This window comes from Sphingobacterium corticis, assembly GCF_042684745.1.
Lineage (GTDB): Bacteria > Bacteroidota > Bacteroidia > Sphingobacteriales > Sphingobacteriaceae > Sphingobacterium > Sphingobacterium corticis.
This window is the reverse complement of record NZ_JBHUMA010000004.1, coordinates 960034-982186: the sequence shown is the minus strand read 5'-3', so window position 1 is coordinate 982186 and position 22153 is coordinate 960034. Positions and strand designations below refer to the sequence as shown.

The following is a 22153-nucleotide window of genomic DNA, read 5'->3' as shown; positions in this document are numbered from 1 at the left end:
CTAGCATTCTATTGACGTCAAGTAAGTTTTGATATAGCTGTTATTTATTTTGATTGATGAGCTTTTCAAGTTCCGCAATTCGCTTTTCAAGCTGAGGCAACTTTGTATAAAGTACTTGCGACCTCAACTCCCCTTGATAAGGAAATGCCGGACTTCCGCCCCATTTCGTATTTTTTTCTGTAATTGAACGGTTTACGCCGGATTGCGCTTGCACTTGAGCACCATCAGCAACGGTAATATGTCCGACAACACCAACTTGTCCTCCCAAAATTACCTGAGAACCCAACTTAGTGCTACCCGAAATTCCTGTTTGAGCAGCCACAACCGTATTTTGTCCGATCTCCGCATTGTGTGCAATTTGTACCAAATTATCCAGCTTTACGCCTTGGCGAATAACCGTTTGCCCAAGCGTAGCACGATCGACTGTCGTGTTGCTTCCAATTTCAACCCAATCCTCAATTACCACATTTCCTATTTGCGGAATCTTCGTATATGTACCATCTTTTTGAGGCGCAAATCCAAATCCATCGCTGCCAATTACTGCACCCGCGTGAATGGTTACATGTTTACCTAATACGCAATCGTGATAGATTTTAACGCCAGGGTAAATCGTTGAATTGTCGTCAATACGCACATTGTCACCAATATACGTATGCGGATATATTTTAACATTTTCACCCAAAACTACGTTTTGACCAACATAAGCGAACGCCCCAATATAGTGATTTTCACCTAGTTTAGCTGTTTCATGGACAAAGCTGTATTCCTCCCGACCAGAACGATCAGATCGAATCTGATCATAAATTTTTAATAACTCAGCGAAAGCTTGGTACGCATCTGCAACACGAATCAACGTAGGCTTTACGTGGCGATTGGAATCCAAAGTCTGGGATTCATTGATAATCACAATTGCAGCTTGGCTGTCGTACAGATATTGCTCATATTTCGGATTGGAAAGAAAAGATAAACTTTCACTGTCGCCTTCCTCAATCTTGCTCAAGCGAGAGACCAACACTTCCGGATTTCCTTCTATCGTGCCTTGCAGCAGAGTCGCAATCTGTTGAGCTGAAAATTTCATTACTGATATAATACTGTTTAATTATAAATTTCCTTTGGATAAACAATTGCGTATTTCATAACGGTTTTGGAAAGCGCATCTAAATTGGACAAGTCCGAAGCGGCAGTAATATCCAATAAGGTTCCGTTTTTACTAAGCACTTTTATCCCGCTTTTAGACGGATCGTATGCACTGTTTCGAATTGTCTGCGTGTATACAAAATAGTCTACTTCATGTTCTTCTAAACCGAACGTTTTTTTCGCACGATGTTGTACTTCTCGAAACTCTTCGTCTGAGAACGGCTCGCTACGCATTTCCGTGCGAAAAAGTTCTCGATTCGTCAGCTTAGAGCACAACAAGCTCAATATTTTATCTTCGTGTGTACTCCAAGCTTTTATGGCAGACATAATATCCGTGTCATCTAACCGTGTAAAACGCGAGAGATGCGCACTGTCTGACATAAAATTTTCTTTTGTAACACGCTGTTGTAAAAAATACAATAATGCTTCACTCGCAAAAAGTGGACTTCCTTGCTGTGCCAACTCCTTTGCTCGACGCAATGCTTGTAGCAACATTTGCTCCGCAGCAATTACCGTCTTATGCAAATAAACCTGCCAGTACATCAATCTTCGGGCAATTAGAAATTTCTCTACTGAATAAATCCCTTTTTGCTCGATAACCAACTGGTCATCAACAACGTAAAGCATTTTAATAATCCGATCAAAGGAAATAACACCCTCCGAAACACCCGTAAAGAAACTATCTCTATTAAGGTAATCCATACGATCCGTATCCAATTGACTGGAAACCAATTGATGCAGAAATTGTCGTTCGTATTGATCGTTGAAAATACAAATAGCAAGATCCAAACGTCCGTCGAAAGCTTCGTTCAATCGTTGCATTAGTACAGACGACAACATCTCATGGGAGACGCCCTCGATGATGGTTTGTTCCAACGAATGCGAAAACGGACCATGACCAATATCGTGAAGCAAAATGGCTACCAGAGCGGCTTCCTCTTCTTCTTCGGAGATTGCAATGTCTTTATTACGCAATGTATTGATTGCTAGACTCATCAAATGCATAGCACCAATAGCATGTTGAAATCGCGTATGCAACGCACCAGGATAAACCAAATGGCTCATACTCCCTTGCTTGATGTACCGTAGCCTTTGAAAGAACGGATGTTGAATAAGGTCGTAAATAAATGCAGACGGAATGGTTACAAAACCATAAACCGGATCATTAATTATTTTTTTCTTATTCAATTCTTGTTGCGCTATTAATATACTATTCCAGACTAATTGTCTTACTTTTGAGTGTAAAACTGCTCGAATATAACGGCAAAGATACACACATGCACGTTAATTCCTGTTAAAAAAGCACAACGAATTGACCAAATCATTTTTAAGGTTCAATTGTTGAGCCTATAGATTTCCTATAATACAACCATGCAGAAGACACGTATACTCTGGGCAGACGACGAGATCGACTTCCTGAAACCACATATCCTATTACTCGAACAGAAAGGCTATAAAGTAAAAACCGTGAACAATGGTTATGATGCGGTCGATGCCTTCAAAAGCGATCCGTATGATTTGGTTTTTCTGGATGAAAATATGCCTGGACTTACTGGCTTGGAAACACTGAGCATACTTAAGTCGGTAAATGCATCCATTCCAACCGTTTTGGTCACAAAAAACGAAGAGGAACACTTAATGGAAGATGCCATTGGTTCCAAAATTGACGATTATCTCATAAAACCCGTTAATCCTAAACAAATTTTATTGACCATCAAAAAGCTGACAGAAAACCGCCGTTTAGTAAGCGAAAAGACTTCGTTGGCATATCAGCAGGATTTCAGAAATCTGGGCAGCATCATGAATGACGCGCTTGATTACACACAATGGGTAGATGCGTACAAAAAGTTGTTGTATTGGGAACTTTCGTTGGAAAAGCTGGAAGATAGTGGCATGCACGAAATTCTGACCATGCAAAAATCAGAAGCCAATGCGCTATTCGCAAAATACATTGAAAACCATTATTTAGGTTGGCTGAAAGACCCGGATAGTGGCCCGATACTTTCCCACCATATTTTTAAGAAAAAAGTATTTCCTACGCTTGAAGATGGTCGCCCAACGTTTTTCTTCCTAATTGATAATTTGCGTTATGATCAATGGCGAATGATCAACGAAATTATTACCGAATATTATCGTTTGGAAGAAGAAGACAACTATTACAGCATTCTTCCAACTGCTACGCAGTATGCAAGAAATGCGGTGTTTAGCGGACTTACGCCTTTAGAAATGGAGCGACGCTTTCCTGATCAATGGCTGAACGACAACGACGAAGGCGGAAAAAACATGCACGAAGAGGTATTTCTGGCAGATCAAATCAAACGCGTTTTCAGAAAAGATATCAAACATTCGTACACCAAAATTCTTACGCACGAACAAAGCAAAGATGTTCTCGAAAACTTGAACAATTTGATGAACAATGATCTTAATGTATTGGTGTACAACTTCGTTGATATGTTGTCTCATGCACGCACCGATATGGCCATGATCCGTGAATTAGCAAACGACGATGCCGCGTACCGTTCCTTGACATTGTCGTGGTTTGAGCATTCGCCGTTGTTGGATGTGCTAAAATGGTTGGCGCAGCAAAATGTGCGTGTTATTGTCACTACGGATCACGGTACAATCCGCGTAAAAAAACCAAGCAAAATCGTCGGCGACCGCAACACAAACACCAATTTACGTTATAAACAAGGTAAGAACTTAAACTACCAAGAGAAAGACGTTTTTGTGGTAAAAAACCCGCATGATGCGCAGTTGCCAAAGCTCAACATCAGTTCGGTGTATACTTTTGCGAAAGAAGATGCCTATTTCGTTTATCCAAACAACTATAATCAATTTGTGCATCATTTCTACGGCACGTTTCAGCACGGTGGTATATCGCTGGAAGAAATGGTAATCCCTTTCGCGGTCTACAGTCCGAAATAGCTAAATTTGCACATGGAATATTTGGTAGAAAACTTGTCCGAATTGGGTCGAACTGCCGACGAAATCGTCGAACAGATCAGGAAAGATCGCGTAATATTATTCTACGGCGACATGGGCGCGGGCAAAACCACGCTGATAAAAGAAATTTGTCGCGCGCTCGGTGTTTCAGACAATACATCGAGCCCTACATTTTCCATCGTCAACGAATATGACAGCGAAAATGGTTCGATTTACCATTTCGATTTCTACCGTCTTCGCGATGAGCAAGAAGCTTTTGATTTGGGATATGAAGAATATTTATATTCGGGAAATTATTGCTTTATTGAGTGGCCCGATAAGATTTCTAACTTATTACCAACAAATTACCGCAGCATTCGCATTGAAATACGCGCTCCGGAAAGCCGGAATATAACATTGATTTAAGATTTTTTAACTTTTTTTTGTTTTCGCTGCAACCTCTGTTGCAACTGTGCCGTCTTGTCTATATAAAACCAAGAAAATTGAAACTGACGAATATTGACATCATTTGGGACGGCTGCAAAAAGCAGGAGCGAAAAGCGCAAGCTTCCCTTTATCAATATTTCTCGTCGAAGATGTTTTCAGTTTGCTTGCGTTATGCGAAAGATCATTTGGAAGCGGAGGATATTATGCAACAAGGTTTTGTGAAAGTTTTTACCAAATACGAACTGTTTGAAGGTGCCGGCTCATTGGAAGGCTGGATCAGACGCATCATGGTGAACACGGCTATTGAATTCTATCGCAAACGCAAAACGGTTTTTATGGATTTGGAAGAACAGCACAGTTCGCTAGCAATGGTTAGTAGCTATCACGCCGACCAAACTGGATATAAAGATTTGATGCAGTTGGTTAATGAGCTTCCAATCAATTATCGTACGGTGTTCAACCTGTATGCGATTGAAGGTTTTTCGCACAAAGAAATCGCCGAAAACCTTTCCATTACGGAAACGAATTCCAAATCACAGCTTTCGAGGGCAAGAAGCTGGTTGAAAGAACGCTTAGTTCAGTTAGATAAAATGAGTTTATAGGAGAAGGAGGAATGGATATGAAAGAGCAGGATATTGACAAATTATTTCGGGAAGGATTGGAAAATCACCCAAGCGAACCAAGTACAGCGCTTTGGGACAAAATTGCGAAGCAATTGGATGAAGAACAAACTCCAGTTCACACATTGCCGAAAGAAAAAAATGGCCATTGGTGGCGCTACGCAACGGCAGCATGTGCACTGATTGCCGTTGGACTGTTTGCATATCTTCGTCAAGAAAACATCAAGCATTCGGAATCAACCAAACATATTGCGCAAGTAAGTTCAATAGAAAATATTTCCTCAGAAGATTCAGAAAGTACAACCGCAGGTAACGTATTAAAAGAGGACAAGTTGGCTGATGATGCGAGCGAAAGCGAAGTTAAAGGACCTAAAATCATTGCGACATTTGATCAACAAGAAGATGTACGTATTATGGCAAGCACAATTTCACCACGAAACGACGTAAAGAAAGTGCTAGTATCAGAACCTGCTCTAGCGGAGGAATTAGTAAATACGGAACCCGTAGAAATACCAACCGTACGGTCAGCGCAAATGACACAACTCGCTTCCGTGGACATGCCAACGCGCTACGTGACTGAGGTTGATCCCATCAAACCGATTATCGAACCGTTCGAGGAGGAGGAAGACATGATGATCGCAGGCACAGTTCGCAAAGCGACGTCGCAAGTATTCAAAAAGATTATTAACGTAGTAAGCGAAAACACCACCGGCCAAATAGCGAAAGATATATTTGTCACGAAAGATGAAGAGGGGTCGCTAAGGCTGGAAGTAGGCAACCTATTTGCTAAAAACCGCACGAAGAAACGCAGATAAAATAAGACAACATAATCATATCATCCAGATGAAAACATACCTACATAAATTCGTTACCGGAGCAGCTCTGGTATTCGCAATCGGCACAACAACCCACGCTCAAACGCAAGACACGATAGAAACGCAAAACGATTCTACCAAAAAAGTGAGCGTTGATAATTTCACCTTAGGAAAAAGCGACAGCAACGACGATAAGAAAAAAATTAAATATCCACGCGTATTTGGTGGCATCACATTCTCCCGAGTAGATTGGGGATTCTCCCGACCAATGGATAACGGGAGCTTCACATTCACCGGGGAAAATCAATTCCTGTCCTACGGCAGAGCCTCCAACTTCGGCTTCGATGTAGCTCAATTTGGAGTGCGCTTGAATGATAATTTCAAGATTTATACCGCAGCTGGTGTCGAATGGAACTATATGCGCTTAAAAAACAATGTCCTGTTAAATCAAGACGAAACTCCGCTCAATTATACCATAATGGATCCGAGCGTAGCGACATACAAGAAGAATGTTTTAACGTCCACTTACTTACGTGTTCCAATCGCTTTCGAATGGCGTAGCAAAAAGATCAGCGGTAAAGATCGCGTTCATATCGTGGCAGGCCCTATGTTAGGTATATTGTTGAAAGGTTCGCAACGCCTTCGCAGCGATCAATTAGGCAAACAAAGCTTTCGCGACACGTATAATTTACAATCCTTTCAGTACGGTGCCCATTTGCGTGTAGGATTCGGAGATATTGGCATATTTGCTAAATATTACATGAACGACATGTTTGAGCAATCTCCAAATCAGAAAGGCGTCAGAAATTTTGCCTTCGGTCTGACCTTAATCAATTAGTCGAACGCTTTCCTCAATCAAAACCGTATTTTTGTGCCGGAAACATAAACGTTTCCGGCATTTTAGTTTTATGAAAACAGCTTCTTCCTGTCAATTCGTTCCTCAAGATGTGCAGCAGCACGGTTTACCGCTCATTCATGTGCAAGACGTTTCGTGCGTTTTTGAAGGTAAAGAAGATGTAAAAGCGGTCGACAACGTAAGTACCGGGATAGAAGAAAATAAGATCACTGCAATTATCGGCGCGTCTGGCTCTGGGAAAAGTACATTGTTAAAACTAATTTATGGCTTAATTGAACCATCGACCGGCGAAGTGCGCTATCGCGGTTGGTTAGTTCCGACGAGGAAAGACAAATTGATACCCGGACATGATGCCATGAAAATGGTTTCCCAAAGTTTCGATGATTTGAATTTGTATGCCAAAGTTTGGGATAACGTTGCTTCGCAATTATCCAACATCAATCTCACTTACAAAAAAGAGAAGACGGAAGAAACGCTTCAGAAACTTCAAATCTCGCACCTTGCTCAAAAACGTGTTGCCGATTTAAGCGGCGGTGAACGACAACGCGTTGCCATATCGCGCGCTTTGGTCAATGACCCGGAAGTATTGTTGATGGATGAACCTTTCAACCAAGTAGACGCTGCGTTTCGCGATGCGTTGCAACATGACATTAAGCAAATTGTAGCAGAAACCGGATTGACAGTAATTTTAGTTTCGCACGATCCTGCGGAAGTTTTGGCAATGGCCGATCGTTTAATTGTAATGAAAGATGGACAGATTATCGACCAAGGAGAGCCGAAGCAGGTTTATTTCCATCCACAGCATGCTTATACAGCGCAATTGCTGGCTAAAAGCAACATTCTATCCAAAGAAGAAGCCGAAGTTTTAGGAGTTACTTTAGAAAACAAGACGGAAACTGCACAGATTGCCGTTCATCAAGAAGATGTTTCTTTGAATAAAAGTGATAATTCATCATTCCGAATATTGGACATCAAGTTCCGTGGGATGCATTATGAATACATTGCCGGAAATGACGATGTGAGCGTTCGAGCAGTACATTTTGGCAAACCAAATATGGCCATTGGCGATTCCGTAGATATACAAATCGGTCGGCATATCTCATTCAAAGCATAAACGAAATAATGTTTTATCTGCACATACCTTTCTGCAAACAAGCTTGTCATTATTGCGATTTTCATTTTAGCACCAGATTGCAAGATAAAGCACAAATGGTAGAAGCTCTGCTGCAAGAAATTACATTGCGCGCAGATTATCTGGAAGATAAAAATGTTCCATCCATTTACTTTGGCGGAGGAACACCATCTTTGTTGGATGCTTCAGATATCGATCGAATCATCCAACAAATTGCCAAGCACTTCAACATTGCCGCGAATGCAGAAATCACATTAGAAGCTAATCCGGACGACGTCAACCCCAAGAAAATTTTTGAATTGCGCACTACGCCGATCAACCGATTTAGTATTGGCATACAATCTTTTTTTGAAGAAGATCTTCGTTGGATGAATCGAGCGCACAATGCAGACGAAGCCAACGCGGTTATCAAGCGCGTCCAAGATGCCGGTTACTTCAATTTAACTTGTGATCTTATCTACGGATATCCGCTTCTAAGCAATGAAAAATGGGACAGCAACATCCAAACGCTTCTCAATTATGGCATTCCGCATATATCGGCCTACGCCATGACGGTGGAAGAACGAACCGCGTTGCATCACCAAATTTCAAAAGGGAAATCAAAACCGATGGACGAAGCGCAAAGTGCAGATCAGATGGCGATGCTTATTTCGAAACTTCGTGAAAACGGATTTGAGCATTACGAGATTTCTAATTTCGCGAAAGATGGTCATTACGCGAAGCATAATACCAGTTATTGGAATGGCACGCATTATTTAGGAATCGGCCCATCGGCGCATTCCTTCAATGGAGTTTCGAGGTCGTGGAATAAGAGTAATAATACATTGTATATGCGCGGGATCGCGGATGGTGAACCCGTTTTGGAAACGGAAGTGCTATCGATTGAAGATCGCATGAACGAATATATCATGACGAGCTTACGTACGATGTGGGGAATACAGCTACCACGCGTAATTGAGCTTTTCGGCGAGGGGACGGCATCCTATATGTTGGCACAAAGTGAGCCATTCATCCGCACCGGAAATATCATTCACGAAAATAACACGTTGCGATTGTCGGCAAGCGGCATTCAGCTCGCCGACCGCATCAGTAGCGAATTGTTTATGGTTTCATGATTTTTGTTGTTGGAGGAAGGTTTAGAAGTGGATAATGTTAAGATAGGTTGATAAACCTTATCGCGAACCTGATTGATGAAGGAGTGGCCGCGCCATCTTGTGTTTTGCAAACTTCTAAAATAGTCTGACGATCAAGTTGTTGTACCTCCGCATGATGACGAAATTGGTTTCTGTCTAGAAATCTTTACGAATCAACGCCTTTATAACTTTACGCCATAACAATTTTACCCCTCAACAACTTATCACACCCCATCTCGCAAATGCCCCTGCAAGGTTTGCTGCTTCAACGACAATCGCTTATTCGCTTTATATACTTTTACCGCAGATAAGAAGTACACCAATAGCAGGGGACCAAAAACCAATCCCAATAAACCAAAAAGCGGAATACCAATAATAACGCCGACAACCGTGATGATTGGATGAATATCCCCCAGTCGCTTCGCGATGATAAAGCGAAGCACATTATCAATATTGATTACGAGTCCAAAGCCCCATATCAACAATCCGATTGGTTGCCATGTTAAACCTTGCGAAAACATGATTATTGCGGCTGGAACAAAAATTAACGGTGGTCCAAGTAATGGGATAAAAGATAGAATAGCGGTAATTACGCCCCAAAAGAATGGATCGGAAGCTCCGAATATGTAGAACCCAATAGTGAGGCAAGCGCCTTGAACTAAGGCAATCAGCGTTTGCCCGATCACATTGGCATAAGTAACATTCTTAAATTCTTCCGCAAAAATGGCTGCACTGCCCTCATCAAAAGGAAGGTAGAATCTTAAGCCTTGCTCAAAGCCCTTATATCCTACAAAAAGAAAATACAGAATAAAGTACATGACTGTAATCTCTAAAAACAAATTTGCAGCCCCGCCAAGGGTGTTTGTAAGTAATCCTCCCACATAAGAGGTACTCGATTCCAATTGCTTTTCTATAAAATCCGGCTGCCCAAGTTTATCTCCAGCAAACTCTTTCACTGCAGTTACAAGGTTATTGATCCATTCAGGATTTTGTTGTAACTCAATAGCTTTGGTGAAAAGCATCTTACCGATACCATAAAACGGTAAAACGATTATAAATATGGAAAGTATGATAATAGTTATAGCAGAAACTGCTTTGGGCCAGCACCACTTTTCGATAAAAAATATATTTAGCTTTCTGAATAACGTGTACATAAGCATCGTCCCGAGAAATGCCCCAAATAACCCGCGAGTGGCGTACAAAATGATACCACCAAGCACTAGAACAATAATAAGGATGATGATATTTCGTTCCTTTTGAGAGAAAACTGGGTTATCCATGTCAAGCTAAAATTATGATTTGATACCGCTAAAACAGTTTTTTAAAATTTTGGTTTTCGTTTATTCAAAAATGCGTCAACGCCTTCTTTAAAATCTGGCGTGCCGAAACCATCCCCAAATGCCTGCATTTCTGTGGAAAATCCATCCTCCGATTTACTCAAACCTGCATTAACAGCTTTAATAGCTGCGGCAATCGCATTCGAAGATTTACCGTACATCTTTTCTAGCAACTCCATCGCTTTAGAAATAAGATCAGTTTGTTCCACAACATAGTTCACCAATCCCCAGTTTAAAGCATCCTGCGCATGGATCATTTCCCCCGTGAGAATCATTTCCATTGCTTTCCCTTTTCCTACCAGCTGTGCCAAACGTTGCGTCCCACCATAACCGGGTATCAAACCCAAAGAAACTTCCGGTAAACCTAATTTAGCCTGTTGATTCGCGACACGAAAATGACAGGCTAAGGCAAGTTCCAACCCGCCACCTAATGCAAAACCATTTATAGCTGCAATCACGGGTTTAGGAAATGCTTCGATACGATTCATCACGCCATGTCCCCATTTAGCCAACGCCAAACCTTCTTCTTGACTGTAATGCATGAACTCTTTAATATCCGCACCAGCAACGAAAGCCTTTTCTCCAGCTCCTGTAATGATCACGCCGCGAACGCTTTCATCGTTCAACAGTTCGTTCTGAAAAGCGTGATCGATATCTTCTAACGTTTCCCGGTTTAATGCATTTAGATTTTTCGGACGGTTAATCTCCAGTAAAGCGGTGTGATCGTTTACCTGGATTTGAATGTTGTTATACATAACTAAAAGGTTTTTAGAAGTTGACAGATAGCGAAACGCGATAACGATCGCGACTAATATCCGGATAATTCCGATGCGTCAAACGCCTCACATATTCTACACGAAGAATGCGCAATATATTGTCGATACCGACAGAAGCTTCCCAATATGGATTTCCATACAGGCTACGCGTTAGCGGAAGCCCATCTTGGTTAACATCAAATTCCAGCACGCGATTACTCCGCGCCGGATCATTTTGGGCGCTCATTCTGCCATAAAACATTTGTGCGCCCCAAATCTCCCGAAGCTTCAAGCGCTTCAACAACGGAATCTTATTAAAGATAAAACCATTCAGCGCATGCTGGAAGCCAAACTTGACATATTGATCTGCTGCAAACTCCATGCTGTTCATCAAATCGTATCTAATTTCGTGCCGACCTTCGAGCAAAGGCTGCACTACATTGGGCATATGTAAAAGCGTATAAGGTAACACGCCCCAGATTTTTCCGCCCGTAAGCGTCATATCGGCGAAACCAAATTGGTTTAAGAAAAATCTTTTGGACGCCGAAGCTTTTAGCATATCGTAATCGTATGGCGCATCCCAAAAACCTTTTATTCCTTTGTTGTATTGGAGCGTAAAAACTGGATGGCGTTCAATGACAGTACTTCGAGTTAAGTTTCGATAATAGAATTTCTCATACGGCGCCCAGCGTAACTCTACCTGTGCATCGTTGGTATTGATATCTCGAACTGCCACAAGTGGATCGCCGGAATTTCTCAATACGAAATCGCCAACGGTACGTCGTTTTGTATGCGTGAAAGCAGTAGAAAGTGATACATGATTGCCAAATTCAACCACATGTTTTAACCGATAAGCGTCGGTCATAAACCATTTAGTTGGTCTATTTTTCCGAAACGATTGGAAAAAACTATCGCCGCGAAGAAAGCTCGGCTGGCGGCCCGGATCAAGAATATCGTGTTGAATGGACGCTTCTACGTAATGCGCCGGAAAAGTGGCAATGTTCTCTCCATCCAGCGAAACCGCTGTACTCAAATAATATTTAAGTTCTTGATCGCGCGATCCATACGCAAGATAACCTTCCATATACATCTTCTCGGACAGCATGGGCGTTGTACGTCCCCCGAGCCGAACTCGGCTACCTTCGATGTTATTTTGACTATAGGTATATTCCAACGGACCGAGTTCCACTTCATTCAAACTATAATAACCTTGCGCAATTAAATATCCGAGCGCTAAGGTAGATCGAAAAGCTTTGCTATCCTGCAACCGAACGAAGTTCTCGTACGTATTGCGCTCGAAAACAGACAAAGGGACAGGACGGTTGGGAATAAATCTGCCATTCGCTTCAGGCAAAACTTCTATCGGCGCACCGTTAAAAACACCGTCCTCAATTTCACTTTGCAAATCGTAATTGTCATGAATACTGATTCGCTCTCCATACATAGTTTGGTTACGACTTGATCCAAACGACACACCCACGCGTGTGCTATCCAACAACATAGCTCCGCCGTCATAACGCGAAAAATCAAACTGAATATCCATTCCCCGAATCCAATTGATATTGGCAGATGGACCGAGATGCAAAGAAGCTTGCTTCACAGCATAGCGACCATCTAAAGCAACCTGAAGCTTTCCACTAAACAGTAAATCCTTTTCGTTGCGAGGCACAAATTCCAGCTCCACGAAACTTCCTTGTTCGTTCGTAATCGTATCAACGATATAATATTTGTAGTACACTTTTCCGTTGTCGGCAATTGGACTCAGGATTAATTTATCCAACATGAAAACACTTTCATCGTAGATATCAACCTGTTGAAAGATATAATTAATGTAAGATTGGATATTTGGATTGTTGACGTACCTCGGATCTAACTCCGTTTTGACTTGATGTTCAATACGCTTTTTCGAACGCGATGGATTGGTTTGGTTATAAACCTTCGCTAGATTTTCTTCTTGATAAATCCCGAGCAACTTATGTCCGGGAAGTGTAATTGAGTCCAAATGATCAACAGGGAAACTTGCTAAGGAGAGCGTGCGTTTTAGCGCGTTGGGCGGATCCACCACACCGATTTTAAGCTTGTCATATTGATCAAATTGTAATCGAGCCGTTCCTTTTAACCTGTTTTGAGATTTGTATGAGATAACGGAATCAATCAGTTCCACCGCAGCATTGCCTCGGTTTCTGTACTTCCGACGCACTTCGATAGAAACGCCACCAATGACCGTTCCCTGAGTTTCTAAGGAAATCAAATTCGGTGAATGTTCTTCAATGGTAGTTTTTACCGTCCCATATCCTATCAAACTAACTTCGATATCTGCTTGCGGGCGATCGAAGACAAGAACAAACTTACCCTCTGAATTGGAAGAAGTGCCAACATTACTTCCCACGACGTAGACGGAAGCGCCACGAAGTGGAATGCCTGTATCACCATCCTTAATGAAACCTTGAATCCGATGTTGACCGATTGCGGTCGATGCAAATAAGAACGTTAGTAAAGCAAGGTATATATATTGAATCGCTAAAGCCCCGTTAGTCATGTTACTGATGTACTCACACGTATAAAGATACAATTTGTTCGCAGAGTAAACCCATCGATGGTAAAAAACTTAACAAAAGCTCGCACGATAGATCCACGATCCTTCGCTTTCTTTCTACAAAAGATTAATCATAATATCTGGATAAACACCAATGACAAACGTCAACAATACCGAAATAGCGAAAACGATTTGAAAATTGAGCGGCACGCTGATGGCTGCTTGCTCCGATTTCATATCATTCGATTTGAAGTACATATGCACAACCACCCTCAAATAGTAGAAAACTCCGATAACCGCATTTATCGCAGCGAGAACTAGTAAAGTAGTATGGTAACTTTCCATCGCTCGCCCAAACATCATAAATTTTCCAACAAAACCGGCGGTTAATGGAATTCCCGCTAACGACAACATAGCTATCGTCACGACAAAAGCTAGAAAAGGATTTCTTTTGCCCAAACCGTTGAACGATTCAAATTGATCCGTTCCGACTTGCCGTTTCACTAACATCAACGCAGCGAAAGCCACCACCGAAGCTAAGGAATACGCAAAACCGTAAGTCAGAATTGCCGAGGCAGACATACTGCCGATCGACAGAATCGCGAAGAGCATATACCCAGCGTGTGCAATGCTGGAATACGCAAGCATCCGTTTGAAACTAGATTGAACCAATGCCGAAATATTTCCGACAAACAACGTTACAATCACAATCGTCAGTAACACCGGTTCCCAGAATCCATCCAACGGCACCAAAACGGTAGCGAACAAACGTAAAAATCCTGCGAAGGAAGCAACTTTTACTACGGTACTCATGTATGCTGTAATTAAAATGGGCGAACCTTCATAGACATCGGGCGTCCAAAAATGAAAGGGCGCTGCGCCAATTTTAAAACACAAGCCCACCAAGAGCAATAATATTCCTCCGAAGAACAATGGCGATATTTCTTGATCCGGCGTATTTCGTACGTAAAGCTGAAGCTGGCTCAAATCGAAGCTTCCGGTTGCTCCGTAAAGTAAGGTAATTCCAAACAGCAAAAATCCGGTGGAAAACGCACCCATGATAAAATATTTCAGTGCGGCTTCATTGGATGCACGGTCGCGTTTGCGAATTCCGGCAAGGATGTATAACGCGACCGACATTACCTCAATACCGATAAATAGAATGGCGAAATTATGGTAGGCACAAACCAAAAGCGCGCCCACTAACGAAAAGATGATCAACGCATAATATTCCGCGACGTGCTCACTAATCGCTTTGAAATATGCCTTCGACAAGGATAGGACTAATCCTGTTACGACAATGCAAAGCACGGAAAAGGCGATCGCATATCGATCGAAGAATACCATTCCGCTATATTGCGGTGTAGCGATTTTGCTCCACCCGAACAGTTCAAAACCCAAAGCTGCGGCCAACCCCAATAACGCAACGGGCAGCAAAGCTTTTTTCGCATTGTAAAGTCCCAAATACAACAGCAAGATGGCAAGTAAAGAAAGCGTGATAATTGCACCCATAATCAAATTTCGTATTTAGCTAAGCTGTTCTAAGAGTAAACTGTTGAATTAATTCTATTACGCTTGGTTCGGATAAACGCAGTAAATAGTTAGGGAAAACGCCAATAAACAAAATAGCTGCGACAAGTAATCCCAAAAGAAAAACGCTTCCTAACTTGATATCCACAACATTTTCGTTGGAGGCGCTGACTTCGCCAAGCATTGCTTTTTGGTAAAATCTTAACATATAAACTGCTCCCAAAATCAAGGTTAATCCACCAAAAACTGCATACCAAACCCCATACTGCCCAGCACCAAACAATCCTTTCAACAACAAAAACTCACCTACAAAACCGTGTGTAAGCGGTAAGCCGACTGCTCCCATTACAATAATCAAAAGCGCAATGGCTAATTTTGGCATTCGCGAAGCAAGACCTCCTAGTTCTTTCAAACTTCTTGTTCCGACTTGTCGTTCTATCAAATCAATGGCAAAAAATAACCCCACGGCTGAAATTCCGTGATTTACCATTTGTATCATCGCTCCCTGCATACCTTCGGCATTCAATGCAAACACACCGCCAGCGATTAATCCTACGTGTGCAATGGAAGAATATGCGATCAATCGCTTTGCATCATCTTGCTTAAAAGCAATAATAGAAGCGTAAACAATGCCGATTATACATAATATCATAGCTAAAGTGCCGTAAGCCGATACACCAAACGGCGCAATGGGGAGAAGCCAACGCAACAAACCGAAGATTCCCATTTTCAGCATAATTCCCGACAATAACATCGTTCCTGCGGCTGGCGCTTGTGTGTACGTATCCGGTTGCCAAGTATGAAAAGGAATAATAGGAATTTTAATGGCGAAAGCCAGAAAGAACGCCCAAAACAACCAGCGTTGCGCATCTTCACTCAAATTCAAACTGGCGAATGTAGCCCACTCGAAACTCTTATTTGGTGTTTGCTGATAGAGATACAAGATGCCAATTAGCATGAGAATACTTCCGGCAAATGTGTAAATGAAAAATTTTAGGTTCGTCGCAATGCGATCTCCGCTACCCCAAAGTGCGCAAATAAAATAAATCGGAATTAAAGCAATTTCCCAACCTACGTAAAACGCAAAAGCATCCAGCGCCATGAAAACTAACAGCAAACCTACCTGCATAAAAGAAATCAATGCATAGAAATTTCCTTTGAAACGCTTTCGATCGACCGTTGCAATGATAAACGGAATCAGACCATTGGTCAACAAAACTAATGGCAAACTAATACCATCCAATCCAATATGGAATTGTACACGCAACCGTTCCATCCAAACCCATACTTGTTCAAATTGCATTCCGCCTTGCGGATCGAAGCGTAACAAAAAGGGGATGGTTAAAGCCAAAGTCAATAGCGATGAACCCAACGCAATCCACTTAGCTATCGATGAGCGAACAAATGCCAAAAGTACGGCTGCGATTAAAGGAAAAAGTAACAGCAAAAATAGGTTGTCCATGGATTCTTAGGTTATCTTTCTATTAATTGCACAATAAAACCATAAAGCATAATTCCGGCGACGCCGAGCACCATCATAAACAAATAAAATCCTACGTAGCCCGTTTGCAACTGACGAATCGCTCTACCGGCAGACAGAAATGTTTGCCCAACCCCGTTTACCAAGCCGTCAACGCCCTTTCTATCTATCTGCTTGAACACATTTGAAATAGATTGAAATGGTCGAACTACAATGAAATGATAAAATTCGTCGATGTATAATTTGTTGTACGATAAGCGATATAACAAACCGCTATTCGCGGAAGTTGCTTCTGAAGAACGAGGTGATGTGGATTTTCCGTAGCGCATGTAAGCAAAGACCGCCATGCCGACCGCCGCGACGGTAGAAACGCCCATCAACACATATTCTGTACTATGTTCCATGTGAAATGGTTTAGAAACAGCCGCGGAATCCGCAAAAACTGGATCTAAGAAACTCGCCAGCCAATGGTTTCCATGCAATGCTTCCGGAATATTCAGCAATCCGCCGACGACGGATAATATTGCTAAAACAACCAAAGCAGTTGTCATTGGCCACGGCGATTCATGCAAATGATTTTTCTGCTCTTCGCTTCCGCGAAACGTTCCTGAAAAAGTCATAAAAAGCAGCCGAAACATATAAAATGCGGTCATCAGTGCGCCAAGCAATCCCAATCCCCAATACAGCGGATTTTGAAAAAACGCGTGCGCTAAAATTTCGTCTTTAGAGAAAAAGCCGGAAAACGGTGGAATACCCGCTATGGCGATCGTTCCAAGCAACATCGTACCAAAAGTTATTGGCAATGTCTTTCTCAGTCCGCCCATTTGTCGCATATCTTGCTCATCGCTCATGGCATGGATCACCGATCCCGCTCCGAGAAATAATAGCGCTTTGAAAAAAGCGTGCGTAAGAACATGGAAAAATGCTCCAGTAAAAGCACCAACTCCAAGTCCCAAAAACATATAACCCAATTGGGAAACGGTAGAATATGCCAATACTTTTTTGATATCATTTTGCGTAAGCGCGATAAATGCGGCGATTAAAGCTGTTGCAACGCCAATGATGGCAATCACCTGCATCGTGACAGGGGACAAGGTGAACATGATATTCGAACGCGCAATCATATAAATTCCGGCAGTTACCATCGTTGCCGCGTGGATTAATGCGGATACGGGCGTTGGCCCTGCCATCGCATCCGGCAACCAGGTGAATAGCGGAATCTGTGCAGATTTACCTGTGGCAGCAACGAAAAGTAACATTGTGATCACCAACAAAGTAGCATCCCCCGAAATCATCGTTTTAGCTTGCCCCAATACGCCATCAAATTCCAACGTACCAAACGTGGCGATCATAAAAAACAGCGCAATCAGGAATCCCAAATCTCCAATCCGATTCATCACGAAGGCTTTCTTCGCTGCTTTCGCATAATTCACATTCTTATACCAAAATCCAATCAACAAATACGAGCACAATCCGACACCTTCCCAACCAATAAACATCACCAAATAATTGGATCCCAATACCAGCAACAACATGAAAAAGATAAATAGATTGAGGTAGCTAAAATATTTGGCAAAACCTGGATCGGATTTCATGTAAGCGGTCGAATACAAATGAATCAGGAAACCAATTCCAGTGATGATTAACAACATGATCGCACTCAGTGGATCAATCAAGAAACGCAACGAAACTTGAAAGTCCGCTACCGAAAACCATGTAAACAAATCTTGCACGATGATCCCAGAATCTCCCATCGATCGACTGGCGTGAACATCTGAAAAAAGCAAACAGCTTGCAATGAAAGCCGCAAGAACGGAACCGCATCCAATCGCAGCTACGGCAAAACGAGGTAATATATTTCGTAGCGCGCCGATAATCGCAAAGCCAAGCAACGGGAGTAAAGGCACTATCCAAATCAGTTCGTTCATAAGCGGTTTATATTGTTCAAAGCAAATTAATTCTCGGTCAGTTCAATGCTGTGGGTTAAGTGCTTTTACTAAAGCCGGAGTTTCGTAAAAGATTCAATATCTATTGATTTTGTATTTCTATATACCATAATCACGATGGCTAATCCGATAGCAACCTCCGCAGCAGCTAATGCCATAATGAAAAACACGAATACTTGTCCAGCGGGATCGCCTCGATAAGCGGAGAATGCGGCCAACAACAGATTCACCGAGTTCAACATCAGCTCAATCGACATCATGATGATGATTACGTTTCTTCGTGTTAACACACCAATTACGCCGATCGCGAAAATGGTGCTGCAAAAAATCAGGTAATGTTGCAAAGGAATTCCCTGCAATTGCGCCATCATATTATCCATGTTGCTTTTTCACTCCTTTCTCGTGCTTAGCCAGCAGGACAGCGCCCACCATGGCAGTTAATAATAAAATGGACGACAACTCGAACGGTAACAAAAACTCACCAAACAGCACTTTTCCTAAATTCTCCACCAAACCAATATTTTCGTGCGGCTTGATAAACGCATCGCCTTGTTCTACGGCTCGAAAAGCGCCGAGAAAAGTCGCCAACAAACACATACCCGCAATGGCGCCCATCACCTTGACTAATGGTGATTTCATCGGTTCGACATCCTTATTCAAATTGAGTAACATCAATACGAAGAGAAACAAAACCATGATGGCTCCCATATATACAATGAAATTGACTACCGCCAAAAACTGCGCATTCAGCATAATGTAATGCACGGTGAACGTGAAAAAAGTGATCACCAAATACAAAACGCTATGCACTGGATTCTTCGTGAAAATCGTCATCAGCGAAAAGATGACCGATAGAAATGCTACCAAATAAAAGAAAGACATCGGCTAGGTAATTTGATTGTTAGCAAGTTTTGTAATATCGAATTTGGGTTCCACCAATTTATCTTTGCCGTAAATAAAATCCTTACGCAAATAATCAGCAGTCACGTGTGGACCATCCAAATAAATGGCTTCTTTCGGACAAGCTTCTTCGCAAAGTCCACAGAAAATACAGCGTAACATGTTGATCTCATAAACCGAAGCATATTTCTCCTCGCGGTACAAATGCTCTTCGCCTTTCGTACGCTCTGCAGATGTCATCGTGATCGCTTCTGCAGGACAAGATAAAGCGCAAAGTCCGCAGGCTGTACAACGTTCACGCCCTTGCTCATCGCGTTTTAATGAATGCTGTCCGCGAAAGTTCTTTGAATACGGACGGATTTCCTCCGGATATTTTACCGTTGGTATTTTCTTAAAGAAATGGCGCAAGGTAATGGACAATCCCTTTCCAATGGCAGGCAAATAAATGCGCTCCCAAAAATTCATGGGCTTTTGCTCCAATACTTTTTTCCTATTTGATAACGACTGCATACTCGAAGCTCCTTTCTAAAAAAACGTATCCTTAATCAGTATAATAATTCCGGTTAACACGATGTTGGCGATGGCCAATGGAATTAACTTCTTCCAACCCAAACGCATCAACTGATCGTAGCGGAAGCGCGGCAATGTCCATCTGATCCACATAAAGAAAAAGATGAACGCAAATATTTTGGCGAAGAACACGAACACACCGATGATAGTGATCCAGTTTTCGGAAAGTCCAAGATCGTACATGAATGGAAAATTGTAGCCTCCGAAATAAAGCGCAGACATAAGCGCCGAAGAAACAAACATATTGATGTATTCGGAAAACATATACAATCCCAATTTCATGGAAGAATATTCCGTGTGATAACCACCTACCAACTCCGTTTCACACTCGGGCAAATCGAATGGCACGCGATTACATTCTGCAAACGCACAAACAATGAAGATTAAAAATCCCAAAGGTTGCGCCCAAATATTCCAATTGACAAAGCCGGATTGTTGCGCAACGATTTCTCCGATGGATAACGTGCCCGTAACCATCAGCAAAGCAATCAGCGATAATCCCAAACCGATCTCGTAGCTAATACTTTGCGACGCAGCGCGGATAGCGCCCATCAAGGAGAACTTATTGTTAGATGCCCATCCGCCCAGCATAATGCCGTAAACGCCTAAAGCAATAACGCCAAAAATGTATAGCACGCCGATATTCACATCTGCAACTTGCAGCGTAACGATCGTATCGCCGAAGGTCAAATTTTGTCCCCACGGAATGACAGCGGAGCTGATGCAAGCCGTAATGATGGCGATTACCGGTCCGATAATGAATAAGCCTTTGTGCGCTCCTGCCGGAATAATTTCTTCTTTGAAGAAAAACTTCCCACCATCAGCCAATGGCTGCAGCAAACCGAAAACACCAGCGCGGTCGGGACCGTGTCGATCCTGCATGAATCCGGCAATTTTTCGCTCTGCCAACGTGGAATACATCGCAATCACGAGCGTGATGGTGAACACCGCCACGACCAATATTAATTTTTCTAAAAGAAAAGCTGTCTCCATCATATCGGCTTACTTAAGTTTCTCTGTTCTTGCCAATTGTTCCCAATTCGCTTCGCGCAATGTCGGACTATCTTTGATCACCGGAGGCGGAATAAACTGCGTATAATGATTGGACGCAATGACCGATTCCTGGCTGATTTTCGTTGGATCTTCCAAAGTCCAATCGTCGGTTTTCTTCTTATCAAATCGACAGGTGTTGCAGATAAAATCTTCCACCTCATCATATTCATCTTTCCGAGCAGTAACACGCAATACATCGCCACCTTTGTACCATAAAGTCACCTTTCCAGAACAAGATGGACAATCACGATGTGCGTTCACCGGCTTGGTAAACCAAACTCGATTCTTGAAACGGAATGTTTTGTCAGTCAGCGCACCAACTGGACAAACATCAATCACATTTCCTATATAATCGTTGTCCAATGCATTTTCAATGAACGTCGAAATCTCCGCATGATCGCCTCGATATAAAATGCCGTGCTCCCGATTGTCGGTCAATTGGTTGGCGACATAAACGCAGCGATAACATAAAATACAACGATTCATGTGCAGTTGAATCTGATCGCCAATATCAATACGTTCGAATGTTCGACGGGGAAAGGCATAACGCGTTTGTTCCGATCCGTGTTCGTAACCCAAATCCTGCAACTTGCATTCTCCTGCTTGATCACAAACCGGACAATCCAAAGGATGGTTAATCAACAACATTTCTACCACGCTCTTTCTGGCATCCACCACATCAGGGGAAGTGATATTTTGCACTTCCATGCCGTCCATCACAGTCGTTCGGCACGAAGCGACCAATTTCGGCATGGGGCGAGGGTCCTTTTCAGAACCTTTCGTTACCTTCACTAGGCAAGTACGACATTTTCCGCCACTGCCTTCCAACTTCGAATAATAGCACATAGCAGGCGGCACAATATCTCCACCAATTTGTCGAGCAGCGTTTAAGATCGTTGTTCCCGGATCGACATCGACCGAGATACCATCTATACTTACTTTAAATTTTTGAATTTCTTCTGCCATCACCGTTTGCTTTGCTTT

20 protein-coding genes are annotated in these 22153 nt (G+C 42.4%); 7 read left to right on the top strand and 13 right to left on the bottom strand.

Going from position 1 to position 22153, the window contains the following annotated elements:
• Positions 1–40: 40 nt before the first annotated feature.
• Positions 41–1078, bottom strand: coding sequence for a UDP-3-O-(3-hydroxymyristoyl)glucosamine N-acyltransferase (lpxD, locus tag ACFSQ3_RS05585; RefSeq protein WP_380868288.1), 1038 nt, complete (start codon positions 1076–1078; stop codon positions 41–43).
• 17 nt (positions 1079–1095) lie between these two features.
• Positions 1096–2325 carry an HD domain-containing protein gene (locus ACFSQ3_RS05580; RefSeq protein WP_380868286.1) on the bottom strand — a complete coding sequence of 410 codons (1230 nt, stop codon included), beginning with the start codon at positions 2323–2325 and terminating at the stop codon, positions 1096–1098.
• Between the two features lie 183 nt (positions 2326–2508).
• Here ACFSQ3_RS05580 and porX point away from each other — a divergent pair, with 183 nt between their 5' ends.
• The 7 genes from porX to hemW all read left to right on the top strand — a co-directional run bounded on the left by porX (position 2509) and on the right by hemW (position 9044).
• Positions 2509–4062 carry a T9SS response regulator signal transducer PorX gene (gene porX, locus ACFSQ3_RS05575; RefSeq protein WP_380868284.1) on the top strand — a complete coding sequence of 518 codons (1554 nt, stop codon included), beginning with the start codon at positions 2509–2511 and terminating at the stop codon, positions 4060–4062.
• Positions 4063–4074: 12 nt separating this feature from the next.
• Positions 4075–4485 (top strand): tRNA (adenosine(37)-N6)-threonylcarbamoyltransferase complex ATPase subunit type 1 TsaE, encoded by a 411-nt coding sequence (tsaE, locus tag ACFSQ3_RS05570; RefSeq protein ID WP_380868283.1) that lies wholly within the window; start codon positions 4075–4077, stop codon positions 4483–4485.
• Positions 4486–4562: 77 nt separating this feature from the next.
• Positions 4563–5108 (top strand): RNA polymerase sigma factor, encoded by a 546-nt coding sequence (locus ACFSQ3_RS05565; RefSeq protein ID WP_380868282.1) that lies wholly within the window; start codon positions 4563–4565, stop codon positions 5106–5108.
• A 17-nt stretch (positions 5109–5125) separates the two neighbouring features.
• Positions 5126–5941 carry a hypothetical protein gene (locus ACFSQ3_RS05560; protein ID WP_380868280.1) on the top strand — a complete coding sequence of 272 codons (816 nt, stop codon included), beginning with the start codon at positions 5126–5128 and terminating at the stop codon, positions 5939–5941.
• A 28-nt stretch (positions 5942–5969) separates the two neighbouring features.
• On the top strand, positions 5970–6779 hold the full coding sequence (locus tag ACFSQ3_RS05555) for an outer membrane beta-barrel protein (protein ID WP_380868278.1): 810 nt from the start codon (positions 5970–5972) through the stop codon (positions 6777–6779).
• Between the two features lie 70 nt (positions 6780–6849).
• Positions 6850–7911 carry an ABC transporter ATP-binding protein gene (locus tag ACFSQ3_RS05550; RefSeq protein ID WP_380868277.1) on the top strand — a complete coding sequence of 354 codons (1062 nt, stop codon included), beginning with the start codon at positions 6850–6852 and terminating at the stop codon, positions 7909–7911.
• 8 nt (positions 7912–7919) lie between these two features.
• Entirely contained in the window at positions 7920–9044 is a 1125-nt protein-coding gene (gene hemW / locus ACFSQ3_RS05545) for a radical SAM family heme chaperone HemW (RefSeq protein WP_380868275.1), read from the top strand.
• A gap of 242 nt (positions 9045–9286) precedes the next feature.
• On the opposite strand, the gene ACFSQ3_RS05540 is transcribed toward hemW, so the two are convergent.
• From ACFSQ3_RS05540 to ACFSQ3_RS05490, 11 genes are all read right to left on the bottom strand, one after another.
• On the bottom strand, positions 9287–10342 hold the full coding sequence (locus ACFSQ3_RS05540; protein ID WP_380868273.1) for an AI-2E family transporter: 1056 nt from the start codon (positions 10340–10342) through the stop codon (positions 9287–9289).
• Positions 10343–10383: 41 nt separating this feature from the next.
• Positions 10384–11154 (bottom strand): enoyl-CoA hydratase/isomerase family protein, encoded by a 771-nt coding sequence (locus tag ACFSQ3_RS05535; protein ID WP_380868271.1) that lies wholly within the window; start codon positions 11152–11154, stop codon positions 10384–10386.
• A 13-nt stretch (positions 11155–11167) separates the two neighbouring features.
• Positions 11168–13693: a DUF5686 family protein gene (locus tag ACFSQ3_RS05530; protein WP_380868270.1), complete on the bottom strand. Its 2526-nt coding sequence runs from the start codon at positions 13691–13693 to the stop codon at positions 11168–11170.
• A gap of 114 nt (positions 13694–13807) precedes the next feature.
• Positions 13808–15202: an NADH-quinone oxidoreductase subunit N gene (locus ACFSQ3_RS05525; RefSeq protein WP_380868268.1), complete on the bottom strand. Its 1395-nt coding sequence runs from the start codon at positions 15200–15202 to the stop codon at positions 13808–13810.
• Between the two features lie 19 nt (positions 15203–15221).
• Positions 15222–16682, bottom strand: a complete 1461-nt coding sequence (locus ACFSQ3_RS05520) for a complex I subunit 4 family protein (RefSeq protein WP_380868267.1) — start codon at positions 16680–16682, stop codon at positions 15222–15224.
• An 11-nt stretch (positions 16683–16693) separates the two neighbouring features.
• Positions 16694–18628, bottom strand: coding sequence for an NADH-quinone oxidoreductase subunit L (gene nuoL / locus ACFSQ3_RS05515; RefSeq protein WP_380868265.1), 1935 nt, complete (start codon positions 18626–18628; stop codon positions 16694–16696).
• A 68-nt stretch (positions 18629–18696) separates the two neighbouring features.
• Entirely contained in the window at positions 18697–19026 is a 330-nt protein-coding gene (gene nuoK, locus ACFSQ3_RS05510; protein WP_380868263.1) for an NADH-quinone oxidoreductase subunit NuoK, read from the bottom strand.
• Positions 19019–19528, bottom strand: coding sequence for an NADH-quinone oxidoreductase subunit J family protein (locus ACFSQ3_RS05505; RefSeq protein WP_380868261.1), 510 nt, complete (start codon positions 19526–19528; stop codon positions 19019–19021). The genes nuoK and ACFSQ3_RS05505 overlap by 8 nt, the downstream gene beginning before the upstream one ends.
• A 3-nt stretch (positions 19529–19531) precedes the next feature.
• Positions 19532–20056 (bottom strand): NuoI/complex I 23 kDa subunit family protein, encoded by a 525-nt coding sequence (locus ACFSQ3_RS05500; protein ID WP_380868259.1) that lies wholly within the window; start codon positions 20054–20056, stop codon positions 19532–19534.
• 15 nt (positions 20057–20071) lie between these two features.
• Complete coding sequence (nuoH, locus tag ACFSQ3_RS05495) at positions 20072–21109, bottom strand: NADH-quinone oxidoreductase subunit NuoH (protein ID WP_380868479.1); 1038 nt, start codon at positions 21107–21109, stop codon at positions 20072–20074.
• 9 nt (positions 21110–21118) lie between these two features.
• The gene (locus tag ACFSQ3_RS05490; RefSeq protein ID WP_380868257.1) at positions 21119–22135 is read right to left on the bottom strand and encodes a 2Fe-2S iron-sulfur cluster-binding protein; all 1017 of its coding nucleotides are present in this window, start codon (positions 22133–22135) and stop codon (positions 21119–21121) included.
• Positions 22136–22153: the final 18 nt, after the last annotated feature.

Excerpts from the sequence above, each read along its gene's own strand:
- lpxD (WP_380868288.1), bottom strand. The coding sequence starts at position 1,078 with ATGAAATTTTCAGCTCAACAGATTGCGACTCTGCTGCAAGGCACGATA.
- porX (WP_380868284.1), top strand. The coding sequence starts at position 2,509 with ATGCAGAAGACACGTATACTCTGGGCAGACGACGAGATCGACTTCCTG.
- tsaE (WP_380868283.1), top strand. The coding sequence starts at position 4,075 with ATGGAATATTTGGTAGAAAACTTGTCCGAATTGGGTCGAACTGCCGAC.
- ACFSQ3_RS05560 (WP_380868280.1), top strand. The coding sequence starts at position 5,126 with ATGAAAGAGCAGGATATTGACAAATTATTTCGGGAAGGATTGGAAAAT.
- ACFSQ3_RS05555 (WP_380868278.1), top strand. The coding sequence starts at position 5,970 with ATGAAAACATACCTACATAAATTCGTTACCGGAGCAGCTCTGGTATTC.
- ACFSQ3_RS05550 (WP_380868277.1), top strand. The coding sequence starts at position 6,850 with ATGAAAACAGCTTCTTCCTGTCAATTCGTTCCTCAAGATGTGCAGCAG.
- hemW (WP_380868275.1), top strand. The coding sequence starts at position 7,920 with ATGTTTTATCTGCACATACCTTTCTGCAAACAAGCTTGTCATTATTGC.
- ACFSQ3_RS05540 (WP_380868273.1), bottom strand. The coding sequence starts at position 10,342 with ATGGATAACCCAGTTTTCTCTCAAAAGGAACGAAATATCATCATCCTT.
- ACFSQ3_RS05535 (WP_380868271.1), bottom strand. The coding sequence starts at position 11,154 with ATGTATAACAACATTCAAATCCAGGTAAACGATCACACCGCTTTACTG.
- ACFSQ3_RS05530 (WP_380868270.1), bottom strand. The coding sequence starts at position 13,693 with ATGACTAACGGGGCTTTAGCGATTCAATATATATACCTTGCTTTACTA.
- ACFSQ3_RS05525 (WP_380868268.1), bottom strand. The coding sequence starts at position 15,202 with ATGGGTGCAATTATCACGCTTTCTTTACTTGCCATCTTGCTGTTGTAT.
- ACFSQ3_RS05520 (WP_380868267.1), bottom strand. The coding sequence starts at position 16,682 with ATGGACAACCTATTTTTGCTGTTACTTTTTCCTTTAATCGCAGCCGTA.
- nuoL (WP_380868265.1), bottom strand. The coding sequence starts at position 18,628 with ATGAACGAACTGATTTGGATAGTGCCTTTACTCCCGTTGCTTGGCTTT.
- nuoK (WP_380868263.1), bottom strand. The coding sequence starts at position 19,026 with ATGGATAATATGATGGCGCAATTGCAGGGAATTCCTTTGCAACATTAC.
- ACFSQ3_RS05505 (WP_380868261.1), bottom strand. The coding sequence starts at position 19,528 with ATGTCTTTCTTTTATTTGGTAGCATTTCTATCGGTCATCTTTTCGCTG.
- ACFSQ3_RS05500 (WP_380868259.1), bottom strand. The coding sequence starts at position 20,056 with ATGCAGTCGTTATCAAATAGGAAAAAAGTATTGGAGCAAAAGCCCATG.
- nuoH (WP_380868479.1), bottom strand. The coding sequence starts at position 21,109 with ATGGAGACAGCTTTTCTTTTAGAAAAATTAATATTGGTCGTGGCGGTG.
- ACFSQ3_RS05490 (WP_380868257.1), bottom strand. The coding sequence starts at position 22,135 with ATGGCAGAAGAAATTCAAAAATTTAAAGTAAGTATAGATGGTATCTCG.